This window comes from Citrobacter sp. A316 (assembly GCF_002042945.1).
GTDB classification, from domain to species: domain Bacteria; phylum Pseudomonadota; class Gammaproteobacteria; order Enterobacterales; family Enterobacteriaceae; genus Citrobacter; species Citrobacter portucalensis.
This window is the reverse complement of sequence record NZ_MVFZ01000013.1, coordinates 77,697-93,509: the sequence shown is the minus strand read 5'-3', so window position 1 is coordinate 93,509 and position 15,813 is coordinate 77,697. Positions and strand designations below refer to the sequence as shown.

15 protein-coding genes are annotated in these 15,813 nt (G+C 54.4%); 4 read left to right on the top strand and 11 right to left on the bottom strand.

Going from position 1 to position 15,813, the window contains the following annotated elements; genetic code table 11:
- Window positions 1-119: 119 nt before the first annotated feature.
- The 7 genes from uhpT to rbsK form a co-directional block, all read right to left on the bottom strand.
- Window positions 120-1,511, bottom strand: a complete 1,392-nt coding sequence (uhpT, locus tag BZK41_RS16555; protein ID WP_047407748.1) for a hexose-6-phosphate:phosphate antiporter — start codon at window positions 1,509-1,511, stop codon at window positions 120-122.
- A 142-nt stretch (window positions 1,512-1,653) separates the two neighbouring features.
- Window positions 1,654-2,982: an MFS transporter family glucose-6-phosphate receptor UhpC gene (uhpC, locus tag BZK41_RS16550; protein ID WP_079938851.1), complete on the bottom strand. Its 1,329-nt coding sequence runs from the start codon at window positions 2,980-2,982 to the stop codon at window positions 1,654-1,656.
- Between the two features lie 9 nt (window positions 2,983-2,991).
- Window positions 2,992-4,494, bottom strand: a complete 1,503-nt coding sequence (uhpB, locus tag BZK41_RS16545; RefSeq protein WP_079938849.1) for a signal transduction histidine-protein kinase/phosphatase UhpB — start codon at window positions 4,492-4,494, stop codon at window positions 2,992-2,994.
- A complete protein-coding gene (gene uhpA / locus BZK41_RS16540) occupies window positions 4,491-5,084 on the bottom strand; it encodes a transcriptional regulator UhpA (RefSeq protein ID WP_003023923.1) in 594 nt (197 codons plus the stop codon). Before uhpA ends, uhpB begins: the two co-directional genes overlap by 4 nt.
- A gap of 153 nt (window positions 5,085-5,237) precedes the next feature.
- A complete protein-coding gene (locus BZK41_RS16535; RefSeq protein ID WP_079938848.1) occupies window positions 5,238-6,251 on the bottom strand; it encodes an aldose 1-epimerase family protein in 1,014 nt (337 codons plus the stop codon).
- An 11-nt stretch (window positions 6,252-6,262) separates the two neighbouring features.
- Complete coding sequence (fucP, locus tag BZK41_RS16530; RefSeq protein WP_079938846.1) at window positions 6,263-7,579, bottom strand: L-fucose:H+ symporter permease; 1,317 nt, start codon at window positions 7,577-7,579, stop codon at window positions 6,263-6,265.
- A 27-nt stretch (window positions 7,580-7,606) separates the two neighbouring features.
- Complete coding sequence (rbsK, locus tag BZK41_RS16525; protein ID WP_003827124.1) at window positions 7,607-8,527, bottom strand: ribokinase; 921 nt, start codon at window positions 8,525-8,527, stop codon at window positions 7,607-7,609.
- 324 nt (window positions 8,528-8,851) lie between these two features.
- On the opposite strand from rbsK, the gene BZK41_RS16520 reads away from it, so the two are divergent.
- The gene (locus tag BZK41_RS16520; RefSeq protein ID WP_003827122.1) at window positions 8,852-9,637 is read left to right on the top strand and encodes a DeoR family transcriptional regulator; all 786 of its coding nucleotides are present in this window, start codon (window positions 8,852-8,854) and stop codon (window positions 9,635-9,637) included.
- A 1-nt stretch (window position 9,638) separates the two neighbouring features.
- On the opposite strand, the gene ilvN is transcribed toward BZK41_RS16520, so the two are convergent.
- The 3 genes from ilvN to ivbL form a co-directional block, all read right to left on the bottom strand.
- Window positions 9,639-9,929, bottom strand: a complete 291-nt coding sequence (gene ilvN, locus BZK41_RS16515) for an acetolactate synthase small subunit (RefSeq protein WP_079938845.1) — start codon at window positions 9,927-9,929, stop codon at window positions 9,639-9,641.
- Between the two features lie 3 nt (window positions 9,930-9,932).
- Window positions 9,933-11,621, bottom strand: coding sequence for an acetolactate synthase large subunit (gene ilvB, locus BZK41_RS16510; RefSeq protein ID WP_079938843.1), 1,689 nt, complete (start codon window positions 11,619-11,621; stop codon window positions 9,933-9,935).
- Between the two features lie 107 nt (window positions 11,622-11,728).
- A complete protein-coding gene (gene ivbL / locus BZK41_RS16505; protein ID WP_003827118.1) occupies window positions 11,729-11,827 on the bottom strand; it encodes an ilvB operon leader peptide IvbL in 99 nt (32 codons plus the stop codon).
- A gap of 522 nt (window positions 11,828-12,349) precedes the next feature.
- Here ivbL and tisB point away from each other — a divergent pair.
- The 3 genes from tisB (at window position 12,350) to emrD (ending at window position 14,772) form a co-directional block, all read left to right on the top strand.
- Entirely contained in the window at window positions 12,350-12,439 is a 90-nt protein-coding gene (gene tisB, locus BZK41_RS16500; protein ID WP_003023909.1) for a type I toxin-antitoxin system toxin TisB, read from the top strand.
- A gap of 123 nt (window positions 12,440-12,562) precedes the next feature.
- A complete protein-coding gene (locus tag BZK41_RS16495) occupies window positions 12,563-13,396 on the top strand; it encodes a DMT family transporter (protein WP_048227355.1) in 834 nt (277 codons plus the stop codon).
- A gap of 191 nt (window positions 13,397-13,587) precedes the next feature.
- Window positions 13,588-14,772: a multidrug efflux MFS transporter EmrD gene (gene emrD, locus BZK41_RS16490; RefSeq protein ID WP_079938841.1), complete on the top strand. Its 1,185-nt coding sequence runs from the start codon at window positions 13,588-13,590 to the stop codon at window positions 14,770-14,772.
- On the opposite strand, the gene BZK41_RS16485 is transcribed toward emrD, so the two are convergent.
- Window positions 14,699-15,781 carry a cellulase family glycosylhydrolase gene (locus BZK41_RS16485; RefSeq protein WP_079938923.1) on the bottom strand — a complete coding sequence of 361 codons (1,083 nt, stop codon included), beginning with the start codon at window positions 15,779-15,781 and terminating at the stop codon, window positions 14,699-14,701. The genes emrD and BZK41_RS16485 overlap by 74 nt on opposite strands.
- Window positions 15,782-15,813 lie beyond the last annotated feature (32 nt).

Here is a 15,813-nt window from a genome sequence, read left to right as displayed (position 1 = left end):
TCATAGCGGCAAATTCACCTCTGTCGACGACTGAACGTGTTAACGCTGTTCAGGACGGGTTACGAGGAATAAAAAAGCCCGCCATTAAGGCGGGCAAAAGTTACCAATGCACACTTAACTTAAGCTACTTTCAATTGTTGAATCTTTTTCTCGCGGCGAATTTTACGTTCTTCAAATACGGCCACGACGGCCATCAGACAGATACAACCGATGGCGGCAGCATCCAGCGCGGCGAAAGTGCCCGCCCAGCCGGTGAGGCCGAAAATCGGCGTGCCGTCGGCAATCATCCCCAGACCTAACTTGGCGAAGCTGTCACCAATCAGATAGGCGAAGGTGCCTTTAATCCCATCGGCTGCGCCGATCGCTTTTTTCGGTACAAAACCGACGGCTGCTACACCGATTAACAGCTGCGGACCAAACACCAGGAAGCCCAGCGCAAACAGCGAAGCCAGATAAACGTACTGGTTGCTGGCGTGCTGATAAACGCCCAGAGTAGCGATAATCAACGCCAGCGCTACGCAGGCCACCAGCGCACGACGACCGTTAGCCAGGTCAGAGAGCCAACCCCACAGCAACGTGCCAACCAACGCGCCCACTTCAAACAGGGTAAAGCCCTGAATTGCCACTTCTTTGGAGAGCTTCAGCTCCTGGAAAGCGTAGACGGTGGACCACTGGTCGATACCGATACGCACCACGTACAGGAAGATGTTCGAGAAACATAACAGCCAGATCACTTTGTTTTTCAGCACGTACTCAACAAAGATCTGCCATTTGGTCATCTCGTTTTCTTCGGTTTCTTTGTCTTCTTCGCTGATCTCCTCACCGAACAGCTCTTCAGCTTTACCAAGACCATAAGATTCCGGGGAGTCGCTGCCGTAGCGCAGGCCGATAAAGCCAACAATCAGGGCGATTATCGACGGGAAGATAAACATACCGATGACGTGACCGTCGAACAGATAGTTTGCGCCAAACAGCGCCACGCCTGCCGCACCCGCACCGCCGAGGTTGTGGGAGATATTCCACATGCCGAGGTAAGAACCCCGCTTGCGACGCGGTGTCCATTTGGTAATGGTGGAATAGCTACATGAGCCACCGGTACTCTGGAAGAAACCGCTCAGCGCGTAGAAAGCGATCATCAGGAACAGGCTGGTTGAACCCGCGCCCATGCTGGCGCTGAAGCCAAGCATACAGATGGCGGAGAGGATCAGCATAAACGGCAGGAACTGCTTGGTGTTTTTGCCGTCCGCGTAGTAGGAAACCAGGGTTTTACCCACGCCGTAGGTGATAGAGAAGCCCAGACCAATCATCCCCAGCTGCGTCATGCTCAGCCCGTAGGTGGAGATCATGTCGTTCTGTGCGATGTTGAAGTTTTTGCGGATCAGGTACATGGTCAGGTAGCCGATAAAGACCACCAGATAGGACTGCATGAACGGTTTGAACCACATTTTGCGCCGCACATCGAGCGGCAGATCCAGGGTCGGCTTGCGCACCTGGTTGAGAAAGGCCAGCATTTGACACTCCCGAGCTAATTTTTATACCTGCGAATGGCAGGCATTGTAAAAATCAGCCGCGGGACGCGCCTGAGACAGCGTCCAGGTGAAACCGGGAAAATTTCTTAGTTTTGCCCCACTCAGGGCAAAAAGGTGAGGTGCATCACGCTTCGTTGAGATCGCGCGGGGCCTGGGCGTTCAAAAACGGCAGCAGCAATAGCGCGGAAATCCCCGCCGCAATAGCAATCACCACAAAGAATCCTGTCCAGTGCCAGACCTCCATCACCTTCGCCAGCGGCCAGCCGGAGAGCGATGCTCCCAGATAAGCAAACAGCCCGACAAATCCGGTTGCCGCGCCCGCCGCCTCTTTGTGCGAACACTCCGCCGCCGCCATGCCGATCAGCATCTGCGGGCCGAAGACGAAGAATCCAGTGGTGAAAAAGCACGCGGCCTGCATCACGTAGCTGGCGAACGGCATCAGCCACAGCGAGCCAACTGAGAGCAAAATTCCGGCGGCAAAAATCAGGTTCATTGGACCGCGGTTACCGTTAAACAGCTTGTCCGAACCCCAGCCCGCCACCAGCGCACCGACAAATCCGCCCAGTTCAAACATTGTCACGGCGGTATTGGCGGTCACCAGATCCACGCCGAGCGTTTCCGACATGTACAGATTGCCCCAGTCGTTGATCGCGGCACGGACCACGTACACCAACACATAACACAGTGACAGCAGCCAGATATAAGGATTCAACAGCACATAGCGGGTGAGGATCTCTTTGCGGCTCAGCCCTGCGCCTTCCTGCTGCTGGGCAATTTCCAGTTCATCATGCCGCCAGTCGCCAATCGGCGGCAGACCAATCGCCTGCGGCCTGTCGCGCAGCCGCCAGCAGAGAAAAACCCCCACCACAATCGCCAGCAGCCCGGCGATCATCATCCCGGCGCGCCAGCCGTAGTGCAGCGCTGTCGCCGCCATCACGATAGGGATCAGCGCCCCGCCGACGTTGTGCGCGGTGTTCCATAGCGCCCACCAGCCGCCGCGCTCGGTACGCGAATACCACGCGGTCAATAAACGCGCGCAGACCGGCGATCCCCAGCCCTGGAAAAAGGCGTTCAGCGCCCACAGCACCGCAAAGGCCCATAGCGAGGTGGAAAATCCAAACAGAATGTTTACCACGCCCGTGGCAATCAGCCCGATGCCCATAAAATAGCGAGCGTTGGATCGGTCGCTGACGATACCGGAAACAAACTTCGACAGGCCGTAGGTGATGTAAAACAGCGTCGCCAGCAGCCCAATATCGCTGCGAGTCAGCACGCCGCTGGTGAGGATATCCGGTACGGCGGCATTGAAGCTCTTGCGTGTGAAATAGAACAGCGCGTAGCCGAGCCAGATGGTGGTCAGGATATGCCGCCGCCAGTAGCGGTAACGGGCATCCACTTCACGCTTATCAGTAATGAGCGGCGCACTGGCCGGAGCTTTTAAAAACGAAAACATGACCACGCCTTACACATATCGCTGGGGCAACGACACGCTGACCCGCGTGCCGTGTGTACAGGAAATCGAGAGCGATCCGCCGAGGGCGCTAATCCGCTCACGCATCCCCGTAAGGCCAAATCCCTGCTGATTCGACCCTGGTGGCAGGCCGCTGCCGTCGTCCTCAATCACCAGCATTAGCCGTTCATCCTGTTGCCAGCCCTGAAGCGTCACCGCGCTGGCGTTGGCGTGCTTAACGATGTTGTTCAGCCCTTCCTGACAGACGCGAAACAGCGTCACCCGCTGGCTTTCGCTAAGTGCAGATTCATCAATTCGCCAGTCGAGATGGCTGACGATGCCACGGCTTTCCAGCTCCATTTCGCGCATCAGTGAGCGGATGGCCTGCTCCAGCGTGAGATCGTCCAGCTGGCGCGGTCGCAGACGGCCTAACAGGCGACGCACCGAATCGTATACGCCGAGAGAAAGTTGTTCGATATGCGCCCCGCTGCGCTTCACTCCTGCGTTTTCCGGCGCCAGCCGCTGGACAATACCCGCCTGAGTGCGAATGGCGGTGATGGTCTGGCCGATATCATCGTGCAGTTCGCGCGCCACATCACGGCGCACGCTCTCTTCAGTTTCCAGCAGGCGTTCCGCCAGACGATGGTTGCGCGCTAATTCGTTTTGCAGCGACTGGTTAAGTTCGCGCAGACGCTGAATACCCGCACCGAGCAGCAGCCCTGTCAGGCTTTGCACCAGCAGCGAGAGCAACAGATCGACGGGATGATCGTGCCAGGTCTGGCTGGCAATCAGCGCAATGGCGTTCATCAGCGTGGCAATCAGTGCCCCCTGCCAGCCGTAGTGCCAGGCCAGCGCAATGATCGGCAACGCGAGGCAAAACGGCGTGAAGCGCGAAAGCTCGGCGGGTAAACCGAGCTGTAGCCACAGGCTGACGCTAAACAGCAGCAGGTACCAGACCAGATGCCGCCCGCGCCAGTTCACCGGCTGCGACACCACCGCCGGGCCCAGCGGCAGCCAGGTCGTGCTGGTCAGATAGTGCCAGAACACCAGGCAGATCGGCGCCAGCGTTAATCCGCCGGTGAGCGTCAGCAGCAGCGCGTTCCACGCCACTTCGCCTTGCCCAAGCCAGGGCAGCGATTGCAGCAATGCCGCCGCCGTCAGCGCCGCGCCCTGCAACAGCAGCGTGCGCCAGTCGCGCTGATGACGGTATCGCGAAATCAACATCACCGGGAGTAACGTGAGGAAGCTGCCGATCATCAAAAGTGGTAAATGGGCCAGCGCCACTTCCTGCGCCAGCCAGAAAAGAAGCAGCCATTCCGCGCCCAGCAACACCGGCCAGTAGCCGCGTGGACATTGCAGCATCAGCCCCAGACGTAGGCCAAACGGAAACAGCAGTACCGCCAGCTCCGGGCGCTCAACCAGATGCAGGCTGATGCTCCACAGGCAAAACCACGCGGCAGAGAAGATAAAGAAGCAGGCAACAACGGTGATTAACCGGGAACAGAGCGTGTTCATTGCCAGCCGTCAAACATCCGGCGGGCCAGTTCGACGTCGTTGCTGACCCCCAGCTTTTCCATCAGGTTGGCGCGATGCACGTGCACCGTTTTCGGCGACAGACCCAGTTCAGCGGCAATCTCTTTGACCGCCATACCTTGCGCCAGTTTTTCCGCCACCTGACGTTCGCGTTTGGTGAGCGGATCCTGGCGACCAGCCGCCAGTTTGACAGCGATGTCCGGCGTCAGGTAACAGCCGCCGGTCGCCACGGTATGCACCGCCGCGATCAGCTCATCCGGGCTACAGCGTTTAGAAAGGAAACCACGTGCGCCCGCGTTGAGCGCCTGCTCCACCAGCGCCGGACTGTCGTGGACAGAGAGCATGATAATCGCCATTCCTTTTGGCAACTGGCTTAACAGTTCAAGACCGGAGATATCAGGCATCGAGATGTCGCAGATACACACCTGCACGCCGCGTCCCGGTAATCCCGCCAGCGCCTCACTGCCTGAGCCAAACTCAGCTACCACCTGCAAATCAGGTTCCAGCCCCAGCAGTTGGGCAAAGCCGGAGCGGACGATAAGGTGGTCGTCAATAAGGGCAACGGTAATCATGGGTTCATCCTGGCGCTAAGACATGCCTGATGGCGCTGCGCTTATCAGGCCTACGGGCGGGTGCCATTGTAGGCCGGATAAGGCATTAATGCCGCCATCCAGCAAAAGCGCTTACCTTAACGATAAGCGCGTCGCTGTTCAAGCCTTGAGCGATCAGGCTATGCCTGTCGTGACGGTAAATGTCCGGGTGTGCTGCGGTTCTATTTCAATCAAAGTGCCATTGCGTTGTGCTGCCAGGAATCCTTCGGGTCGACAAGTTGCAGGCAAGGCGAATGCCGCAACCTGTTGATCGCCGTTATAGAGGATCCAACGCGTCACATAATTCAGCTCCGCGCTGGAGAAACACGTAACGAACGTGGTGCCATCGGGGGCGATCATGCTAAATTCTGGCTTATCGGTGTACCTGTCCAGTTGATCAGCAAAGAAGACAATTTCCGGATCGTAAAAATGGGGTTCGTTGAGCCGCGCCAGAGAAGCCTCGCCCTGCAAAATCCGCTGATTAAACGCCAGCCACTGCTCGGTAGGCTTAACATGCGCGGGTATCGACTCACGCAGCTTCATGGCCTCATCAGGAATATTCTGGCTGAAGGTGGCTTCCGGTACGTAGGCATAGTTCATATGGCACATGTACTGCAACGGCATTGCCACTGAGGCGAGGTTGGTAACCGCCATCTGAATATCAAACAGCGCGCTCGCTTTGTGCATTACCACCGCAGGATGCGCCTGATAATGATGACCGAATCCCATCACATACTCATAGCGTCCGCCCACGCGCAAATTCTCCCCCTCCAGCTCCAGCCAGGCGTCATCCATCGCGGCACAAGCCATTTCACCGTGCAAAGGATGTGAATCTTCTGGCGATGGGCAGCCATTAGCCAACAGACCTGAGTGGAAGGCAAAACAGCCGTAGGTCGCCACCACTTCCGCCGCCGGTTTCGGCTGACTGAACATGTTACGCATGGTCAGGTCATGGCCATCAAACTGAGCATCCCAGATCATCTGCCCCATCCAGGGCAGAATAACCAAGTGCCCGCGACTGTTTTCTACCTTCAGCCCTTCCACACCGCTGGCGTAACGAAATGCGGTAACCGTGAAGTCGTTATTCTTCAGTAAGATTCGCGGATGCTCTGCAAAGAGTTCCCGCCACAGCGTTATACGTGTTGTCATGATCGCTCTCCTCAGGAAACTGTCGCTTCAGCCAGGTTGTTGCGCGCTTTGCTTTCACGCCAGAAGTAGATCCCGACGTACACGAAGCACAACATGGAGACCAGGAACGAGAGTTGCAATGAATGGAACATATCGGCCACATAGCCCTGAATCGCCGGAACCACCGCCGCGCCGACAATCGCCATGACAATGACGGCACCTGCCATTTCGGTATGCTCGTTATCCACGGTATCAAGCGTACCCGCATAGATTGTCGCCCAGCAGGGTCCAAACAGGACGCTCACCAGCACTGCGACATACACCGCGCTGAAGCTTGGCGCCAGCGCAACATAGACGAGGAACAGCGCACCAATGATGGAATAGAGAATCAACACTTTTTCCGGATTGAAGCGCGTCATCAAAATGTTGGCGATAAACTTGCCGATAAAGAAGCAGGCGAAGCTATAGACCATGAAGGTTGAGGCGTCGCGCTCGTTGATATCGCCTAATTCCAGCGCCAGACGGATGGTGAATGACCACACCGCGACCTGCATCCCCACATAAAGGAATTGCGCCACAATTCCACGACGGAAACGGGCATTGCTGGCCAGATAACGCAGTGTATCCATCGCTGACGGGCGTTTATGACTCGTGGTTTGCGCGACTTTACAGGTCGGGAAGCGGGTCAGCAGGAATAACACCATCACCACAACCAGCACCATAATCATGTACTTGTATGGCTCAAGGGTATTTTCCAGCATCAACACTTTAAAGTTATGGATCTGCTCGGCGTTCATCCCGGCCATCTGTTTTTCCAGGCTTTCGCCTTCAGAGAAGACCAGGTATTTACCCAGCAAAATACCGGCAGCCGCACCAATGGGATAAAAAGTCTGACTGATGTTCAGGCGTAAAGTGGCATACGCTTTTGGTCCGATCATTGAACTGTAGGTGTTAGCTGCTGTTTCCAGGAAGCTCAGACCAATCGCAATCGCGAAAATCGCCGCAAGGAACATGGTGTAGGTGGCCATGTGCGATGCCGGGAAAAAGAGCGTACACCCAACGATATAAAGGGTCAGCCCCATTAAGATGGCGACTTTATAACTGGTCTTTTTAATCACCAGAGATGCCGGAATCGCAATTAAAAAATAACCGCCATAAAAGGCACTCTGAACTAATGCCGAGGCAAAGTTGCTGAGTGAAAATACGCTTTTGAATTGCGTAATCAGAATATCATTTAATGCGGCTGCGCATCCCCATAACGGGAATAAACAGGATAACAAAATAAACTGGAACAGAGGGGTCTTATTCAAATAGCCGTCAGGCATCTGAATGATGTTTTTATCGTTCATAGTGCTACCTTTTACAGTGCAGGAGTATTATTCGTTTAAGGTAAGAAACTCATTAAATTGTTCGATGCTTGGATAAGATGATTGAGTGCCTTTCCCGGTAACGCTGAAAGCAGCGAAGAGAGCAGCTTTTTTCATGGCGGCTTCCACATCACCGCTTTGAACGTAATAGTGAGCAAAACAACCGATGAAAGCGTCGCCTGCGCCACTGGTATCGACAGCGTTCACTTTAAACGCTGGAACATGGACTTCCTGGTCACGCGTCATCCACAGCGCACCTTTCTCACCCATTGTGACGATAATATTGTTCAGACCTTTATCAACCAGAGAACGTGCGGCAGCGCGAATATGGTCATATGTATCCACTGGCATACCGGTTAATATTTCCAGCTCGGTTTCATTCGGCACGAAGAAATCGCATTTACAGGCATAAGACATATCTAATTCCCGTAATGCAGGAGCGGGATTTAGTAACACTTCAATACCGTGTTTTTTGCCAAATTCAATCGCGTGATAAACAGTTTCCAGCTGCACTTCCAGTTGCAGGACAATAAGTTGACATTTTTTCAGATCTTCCGCCGCACGATCGATATCTTCCGGGGAGAGAAATTTGTTCGCTCCTTTAATAATCAGAATGCTGTTACTGGAGTTCGCATTAACAAAGATCGGTGCGACACCGCTGCTGGTGCAGGGTACCTTTTCGACATAGGTGGTATTAATTCCCCAGGATTCGAGATTGCGAATGGTGTTATCCGCAAAAATATCATCACCGACTTTTGTCAGCATCAGCACTTTGGAATTGAGCTTAGCAGCCGCAACGGCCTGATTTGCGCCTTTGCCCCCGCAGCCAATTTTGAACGCCGGTGCTTCCAGCGTTTCCCCTTCTTTGGGCATCTGGTTGATGTAGGTGATGAGATCCACCATGTTGGAGCCAATAACCGCGATATCCATTTTACTACCTCTCAGAAACAATCACACAACAATGATATTAAAATAACATTATCATGTTACTTTCGTATCATTTGTGACTAGGATCGCGATTGGAAGATCATTTTATTGTTTATTTATTGCGCTAAATGTTGCATCCACATCACACTACAAATGATGAAGTTGCTTACAATTGACTGAAAGTTAACTGGATATAATCAATAAAACGTGAAAAAACACGCTTTTATTTCCGAATAGTCAGACGTATAGTAATGCGGCAATGCCATGTTCTCAGAAACACAAAAATGTTACTGAAGGAACATGGGAACATGATTCGTGGAGAAGCACATGGAAACTAAGCAAAAAGAACGTATTCGACGTCTGATGGAATTGTTGAAGAAGACCGACCGAATCCATCTGAAAGAGGCGGCACGAATGCTGGAAGTTTCCGTGATGACTATTCGTCGGGATCTCAGTCAGGATGACGAGCCGTTACCGCTCACGCTGCTCGGTGGTTACATTGTGATGGTGAACAAACCTGCCGCCATCGTTAACGCGCCACTCCCCGCGCAAAAACAGTATCACCGCGACGATTTACCGGTTGCCATTCTGGCTGCGGGACTGGTAAGTGAAAATGATCTGGTCTTTTTTGATAATGGTGCGGAAATGCCGTTGGTGGTCAGCATGATCCCGGACGATATTTCTTTTACCGGGATTTGCTACTCGCACCGGGTGTTCGTAGCGCTAAATGAAAAGCCCAACGCCACAGCGATTCTTTGCGGGGGGACCTACCGGGCGAAAAGTGACGCCTTTTACGACACCAGCAATCCCTCCCCGCTGGATGCACTCAACCCACGGAAAGTCTTTATCTCCGCCAGCGGAGTCCATGAGCATTTCGGCGTTAGCTGGTTCAATCCGGACGATCTGGCCACAAAACGCAAAGCGATGGAACGCGGATTACGCAAAATTCTGCTGACGCGCCACGCCCTGTTCGATGAGGTCGCCCCCGCCAGCATTGGTCCACTCTCCACCTTTGACGTACTGATAAGCGACCGTCCGTTACCGGCAGATTACGCAACCCACTGCCGGAACGGCTCTGTCAAAGTGATCACCCCGGATTCAGACGGCGACTAATTCACTCAAAGAACACGGTGATTTTGTTAAACATCGACGGATCGGACTGGTTGCGGGCCACTTTCACCACATCTTCCAGCTTGTCGATCTGGCTTATCATCTGCTCAAGACGTTGATCGTCATTGACCAGTAGCCAGATGCGGCTCTTATCGCTGTCCTGAATCGGTAGACAGAGAATACCTTCCACGTTGAATGCGCGGCGGGCGAAGAGCCCGCAGACGTGAGTCATTACGCCCGGATGGTTGCATACGGTGAGTTCCAGGATTACGTTGTCATGAGTGTGCTGTTGCATGGCTTATTCCCCCACCATTTCTGTGTTTGCCGCACCCGGCGGCACCATCGGGTACACTTTTTCGTCGGCATCGATGCGCACGTGGATCAGCGCAGGTCCAGGGCGATTAATAATCTCCTGCAATGCTGCCTGTGGGTCCGCTTCGTTATTCAAATCGCAGGTTTCAAGACCAAACCCGGCGGCGATTTGCATAAAATTAATCATTCCCGGATAGGTCGCCGCAAAAACACCCTGCTTATAGAACAGACTCTGCTGCTGATACACCAGACCCAACGCTTCGTTATTCATCAGGATGATTTTAATATCCAGCTGATTTTCGCTGGCGGTCGCCATTTCCTGAATATTCATCATCAGGCTGCCGTCGCCGGAGAAGCACAGCACTTTTTTGTCCGGGTTGGCCAGCGCTGCACCAATCGCCGCTGGCAGGCCAAAGCCCATAGTTCCCAGACCGCCGGAGGTCAGCCACTGACGCGGACGGTTCAGCGGGTATGCCTGTGCCGCCCACATCTGATGCTGGCCTACATCGGTGGTGATAATAGCGCTGTCATCCACGCAGGCAGCCACGGCGTTGATCAGCCCATAATGGCTGAGCGGGTCGCTTTCCTGCGGAATAGTGCAAGGGAATTCGCGTTGTAAATCAGCCACCGTCTGATGCCACAACTCTCGCGGCTGCGCGTCAATTAATGGGATCAATTGCGCCAGCACCTCATCGACATCCGCCTGAATCGCCACGTGCGGTTGTTTGATTTTACCCAGCTCCGCGCGGTCGATATCCACGTGAATGATTTTGGCGTTCGGGCAGAACTGCTCCGTTTTACCAATCGCCCGGTCATCAAAACGTGCGCCCAGAACAATCAATAAATCCGCTTCTTGCAGAATAAAGTTAGTGCTGCGCGCGCCGTGCATGCCCAACATCCCTAACGACAGCGGATGCGCTTTCGGCAGCATACCGAGCGCCATTAAGGTCATGGTGGTGGGCAGCGTCGCTTTTTCTGCCAGTTCGCGCACGCGCTCAGGTGCGTTAATCACGCCGCCGCCGAGGTACAGCACCGGACGCTGTGCGGCGTTAATCATGGCTGCGGCATCGCGAATGCTGTCCTGGCTGAACGCTGGTGCCGCCATTTTCTGCGCGGGCTCCGGCATCTCTTCAATATCAAAAACGGCGGTTTGAATATCCTTAGGAATGTCTATCCACACCGGGCCTGGACGTCCGGACTGCGCAATGCGGAACGCATCGCTCATGACCTGCGGTAATTCACTGATATGGCGGACCAGATAGTTGTGCTTAGTGATGGGGATAGAGATGCCGTAGGTGTCGACTTCCTGGAAAGCGTCGGTGCCGATCATTGAGGCCGGAACCTGCCCGGTGATACACACCAGCGGGATGGAATCCAGACGTGCGTCGGCAATGGCGGTTACCAGGTTGGTTGCGCCCGGTCCGCTGCAGGCCATACAGACGGCGGGTTTGCCATCGGTTCTCGCCATTCCCTGCGCGATAAACCCTGCACCCTGCTCGTGGCGCGCCAGGATATGACGGATTTGCGTGCTTTGGCTTAAGGCGTCATAGACGGGAAGAATCGATCCGCCGGGAATACCGGTAACAACCTGAATACCCTGACGTTCCAGGAAATGAACGATGAATTCTGCGCCCGTAAAACGCGTACGCTTGGATGTTATGCCCGAACTTGCCATGCTCCAGTCCTTTTATTCTGGGCCTTTGCTCCGGGCAGGTCTCTGAAACGAAAAACCCCGCCCGGTTTGCGCCGGCGGGGTTTTGGAATCGTGTGTTGATTCGGACCCTACGGCGCATTGCCGACGACCACCACCACACGCACGACGACCGCTGCGCGAGATGGCGCAGTTTTTAGTAGGGTCGCAGTCAGCATGGAAGGGTTCATTAGGGACCTGTCTGTTTGTTGATTAACTGGATTTATACAAACACAGGTTTTTCAGCGTGACAATGGAAAAATTTTCATCTGCATAAAAATGCGTCAACGATCACATTTCGTTGCGCATTGCTGAAAAACAAAAAACCCCGCCGGAGCGAGGTTTTTTTTAGCGCGGTGCGGTTGGTAGCCGCCGAACACACTGTGTTATGTCAACGAAAAAAGTATACGCGTTCTACGAAGAACACGCAATTTCGGCACGAATTTTGATGGTTTTGAGTATGGAATATGAAAGGCGTAACGTCCACAAAATACTGTTAATTTATACAGTATTTATCTATAATGTCTCGGTACGCAATGTGTTATGCGGGGGCCGCATCGTAAACCGGCGCATCAAAGTCCTGGCTGAAACGGGTGGTGCCGTCAGCGCCTTAACCCCCGTGTGAGCACACTGTGTTATGTCAACAAAGGTGCTGGCAACAGGCAGCGGCGAGGTACGTCAGCACCGTGCTCCTTGTACCAAAAGGAGAGCGTATGAGCCTCGTGGATATCGCTATTCTTATCCTCAAACTCATTGTTGCAGCACTGCAACTACTTGATGCCGTTCTGAAATACGTTAAGTAATTCAGATTCAAGTCGCACCTAAGGGGGGCGGGCAACACTCCGCTCCCCTTTCACCTTCTCCCTGGTGCTTGTGTCGCGCCAATATGTTACGTTTTTATGACATTCTCAGGGAAGAATTCCACCATGACGCTTTCTGTTTTCTGCATTTTGCTGTTCGCCGCACTGCTGCATGCCAGCTGGAATGCCATTGTTAAAGCTGGAAACGATAAACTGTACTCAGCGATCGGTGTCAGCGGTTCTGCCGCAATTATGGCGTTGATTTGCTTACCCTTTGCGCCGCAACCTTCCGCCGCCAGCCTGCCGTTTTTGGCCGTCTCAACTGCGTTGCAAATTGTATATACCGTCCTGGTCGCCAAAACCTATCAGGTTTCGGATATGAGCCAGACCTATCCGTTAATGCGCGGCACAGCGCCACTGCTGGTCGCGATTATCAGCGTCCTGTTTCTTGGCGATAGCCTTTCTATGTTGGCCTGGGTAGGGATTGCCACAATCTGTCTGGCGATCCTCGGTATGGCGTTTAACGGACGCAGCAGCTCGCAACGCGGGATCGTACTGGCGCTCATTAACGCCTGCTTTATCGCCGGATATACGCTGGTTGACGGCACCGGCGTACGTTTATCAGAAACCGCGCTGGGTTATACACTGTGGACCTTCTTTCTGAACGGTTCCTGCCTGCTGGGTTGGGCGATGATTGCCCGACGCCGGGAAGCGTCACGCTATCTGGTGCAGCAATGGAAGAAAGGTATTCTTGGCGGGATTGGCACGATGGGTTCTTACGGCCTGGCGCTGTGGGCCATGACCCAGGCTCCGTTGGCGGTAGTCGCTGCGCTGCGTGAAACCTCCATCCTGTTTGGCGCGCTGCTCGCGTGGCTGTTGCTGAAAGAGAAGGTTGCCGGAATACGTCTTGTTGCGGCTGGAGGTATTGCCATAGGTGCGGTTTTGCTACGCTTATCATGACCTCTGTAAACCCGATGCAATCCGGCAACATTTGTTGCCGCTTTTTGTTTACATTTCCTGCCGATCATCGCGTAAACATTCCAGCCTACTATCTGGCCTTCTTTTTCTGATGTGGTAGATTCCACGCGCATTTACGGGAAAGTGCAGCACCTTATTCTTCTTTTTTCTCTTTTTTAAAAGTAATCAGCGAAATGAAAAGGCATAGAAGCGTCAATTTGTTGTTGATGTTGGTATTACTGGTGGCGGTAGGTCAGATGGCGCAAACCATTTATATCCCCGCGATTGCTGATATGGCGCGTGAATTGAACGTTCGCGAAGGGGCGGTGCAAAGCGTGATGGCCGCCTATCTGTTGACTTACGGCCTGTCACAACTGATTTACGGCCCACTTTCCGATCGCGTTGGCCGCCGCCCGGTGATCCTCGCCGGGATGTCCATTTTTATGCTGGCTACGCTGGTCGCCATAACCACCCACAGCCTGACGGTACTGATTATCGCCAGCGCAATCCAGGGGATGGGAACGGGCGTCGGTGGTGTGATGGCGCGAACCTTACCGCGGGATCTGTACGAAGGCACGCAACTTCGCCATGCTAATAGTTTGTTAAACATGGGGATTCTGGTCAGCCCACTGCTGGCGCCATTGATTGGCGGTATGCTGGATACCCTGTGGAACTGGCGTGCCTGTTACATCTTCCTGCTGGTGCTGTGCGCAGGTGTCACGTTTAGCATGGCGCGCTGGATGCCGGAAACGCGCCCCGCAGGTGCGCCGCGTCCACGGCTTATCGCCAGCTACAAGACCCTGTTTGGCAACAGCTCTTTCACCTGTTACGTGCTGATGCTGATCGGCGGCCTGGCGGGCGTTGCGGTCTTCGAAGCCTGTTCCGGGGTCTTGTTAGGCGCGCGGCTCGGCTTAAGCAGCATGGTGGTCAGCATCCTGTTTATTCTGCCCATCCCGGCGGCGTTTTTCGGCGCCTGGTTCGCCGGTCGCCCGAATAAGCGTTTCTCGACGCTGATGTGGCAGTCGGTTATCTGCTGTCTGATCGCCGGTTTGATGATGTGGATCCCGGGGCTGCTTGACGTGATGAACGTCTGGACGCTGCTGGTTCCCGCCGCACTGTTTTTCTTCGGTGCCGGGATGCTGTTTCCGCTGGCAACCAGCGGCGCAATGGAGCCTTTCCCGTTCCTGGCCGGTACTGCTGGTGCGCTGGTCGGGGGATTACAGAACATTGGTTCCGGCGTGCTGGCGTGGTTCTCTGCCATGCTGCCGCAGACCGGACAAGCCAGTCTGGGCCTGCTGATGACCCTTATGGGGCTGTTGATTTTTGTTTGCTGGCTCCCGCTGGCGTCACGCGTGTCGCATCAGGGACAGGCGGTTTAAGCGTATGATGGCCCGGCTTCTCGCCGGGCTTTTCACATTCTGGCGCAATCATCGTCGTCAACAACGGCTCCAGCGCCGGACGCCAGGCCCCCTCCTCGCCATCATAGAACTGCGTATCCGCATTGATAGCATAGGGAATTTTCGCTTTCTTTAGCTCGCACGCCATAAAGCGGGCAAACGCCATTTGTGAGGCTGAAGGCGCGTTCCTGATGGTTTCTCCCGCCGACCAGCCACCTACCCAGCTGACATGACCGGTTTTCTGCTGCCAGTGAATAGCGGTATTAATTCGGGCGCGAATGGCGGCCTTTTCTGACGCAGTCCCAGAGGTCCACGGGTATTTGCCGTTATTTTTCAGCGGTCCCCACGGGAAAATATGCCATTGGGCCAGCACGGTATTCTGACTTTGCGGCGGCAACTTTAGGTTGACCAAATCTTCCGGAGCGGCATGCAGTCGCGGCGCGATAAAAATCATTCGCTGTGGATCGATGGCATGGATGGTACGGATAGTTTTGTCATACACCCGATTGAGCGACGCCTGATTATGGGTGAGCTTATCGGCAGGTTCGTAAATCAGGTCGAAACCCAGCAACGGCGAGCTTTGGCCAAAGTAATGCGCCACCGCCACCCACCAGTTAACCACCTCCTTTTCGTTACTGGCACTGGGGTCTTTTTTATACTCATCAGCCTGATAGGCAATTATCGGGATCACGCCATACTGCTCGCAGGCCTCCACCAGCTTGCGCAGATGAATGAGCCGCGCCTCCGTAGGCTCTCCCGCCACGCGAATGCGCACGTGGGTCAACCCTTTAGCCTTATAATCCCGCACCACCAGCGGATCGAATTCACGGATGCCCCGATCGGTACGCGCCCAATCTACGTCCATCCCAACCCCAAGCTGCTGCACATACTGCGCCGCCGTCAACGCAGGTTGCGCGGCACACACGGTGGCGCTGGCCAACAGTAAAAGGGAAACAATCGGCTTTAACACGGTCGTCCTTACGCAAATCATCAGGAGTGATATCACGTATTTAGCACGCTTTT

Excerpts from the sequence above, each read along its gene's own strand:
- BZK41_RS16535 (WP_079938848.1), bottom strand. The coding sequence starts at position 6,251 with ATGACAACACGTATAACGCTGTGGCGGGAACTCTTTGCAGAGCATCCG.
- rbsK (WP_003827124.1), bottom strand. The coding sequence starts at position 8,527 with ATGGATATCGCGGTTATTGGCTCCAACATGGTGGATCTCATCACCTAC.
- BZK41_RS16520 (WP_003827122.1), top strand. The coding sequence starts at position 8,852 with ATGGAAACTAAGCAAAAAGAACGTATTCGACGTCTGATGGAATTGTTG.
- fucP (WP_079938846.1), bottom strand. The coding sequence starts at position 7,579 with ATGAACGATAAAAACATCATTCAGATGCCTGACGGCTATTTGAATAAG.
- uhpT (WP_047407748.1), bottom strand. The coding sequence starts at position 1,511 with ATGCTGGCCTTTCTCAACCAGGTGCGCAAGCCGACCCTGGATCTGCCG.
- BZK41_RS16485 (WP_079938923.1), bottom strand. The coding sequence starts at position 15,781 with ATGATTTGCGTAAGGACGACCGTGTTAAAGCCGATTGTTTCCCTTTTA.
- uhpB (WP_079938849.1), bottom strand. The coding sequence starts at position 4,494 with ATGAACACGCTCTGTTCCCGGTTAATCACCGTTGTTGCCTGCTTCTTT.
- ivbL (WP_003827118.1), bottom strand. The coding sequence starts at position 11,827 with ATGAACCCTTCCATGCTGACTGCGACCCTACTAAAAACTGCGCCATCT.
- uhpA (WP_003023923.1), bottom strand. The coding sequence starts at position 5,084 with ATGATTACCGTTGCCCTTATTGACGACCACCTTATCGTCCGCTCCGGC.
- ilvN (WP_079938845.1), bottom strand. The coding sequence starts at position 9,929 with ATGCAACAGCACACTCATGACAACGTAATCCTGGAACTCACCGTATGC.
- uhpC (WP_079938851.1), bottom strand. The coding sequence starts at position 2,982 with ATGTTTTCGTTTTTAAAAGCTCCGGCCAGTGCGCCGCTCATTACTGAT.
- BZK41_RS16495 (WP_048227355.1), top strand. The coding sequence starts at position 12,563 with ATGACGCTTTCTGTTTTCTGCATTTTGCTGTTCGCCGCACTGCTGCAT.
- tisB (WP_003023909.1), top strand. The coding sequence starts at position 12,350 with ATGAGCCTCGTGGATATCGCTATTCTTATCCTCAAACTCATTGTTGCA.
- emrD (WP_079938841.1), top strand. The coding sequence starts at position 13,588 with ATGAAAAGGCATAGAAGCGTCAATTTGTTGTTGATGTTGGTATTACTG.
- ilvB (WP_079938843.1), bottom strand. The coding sequence starts at position 11,621 with ATGGCAAGTTCGGGCATAACATCCAAGCGTACGCGTTTTACGGGCGCA.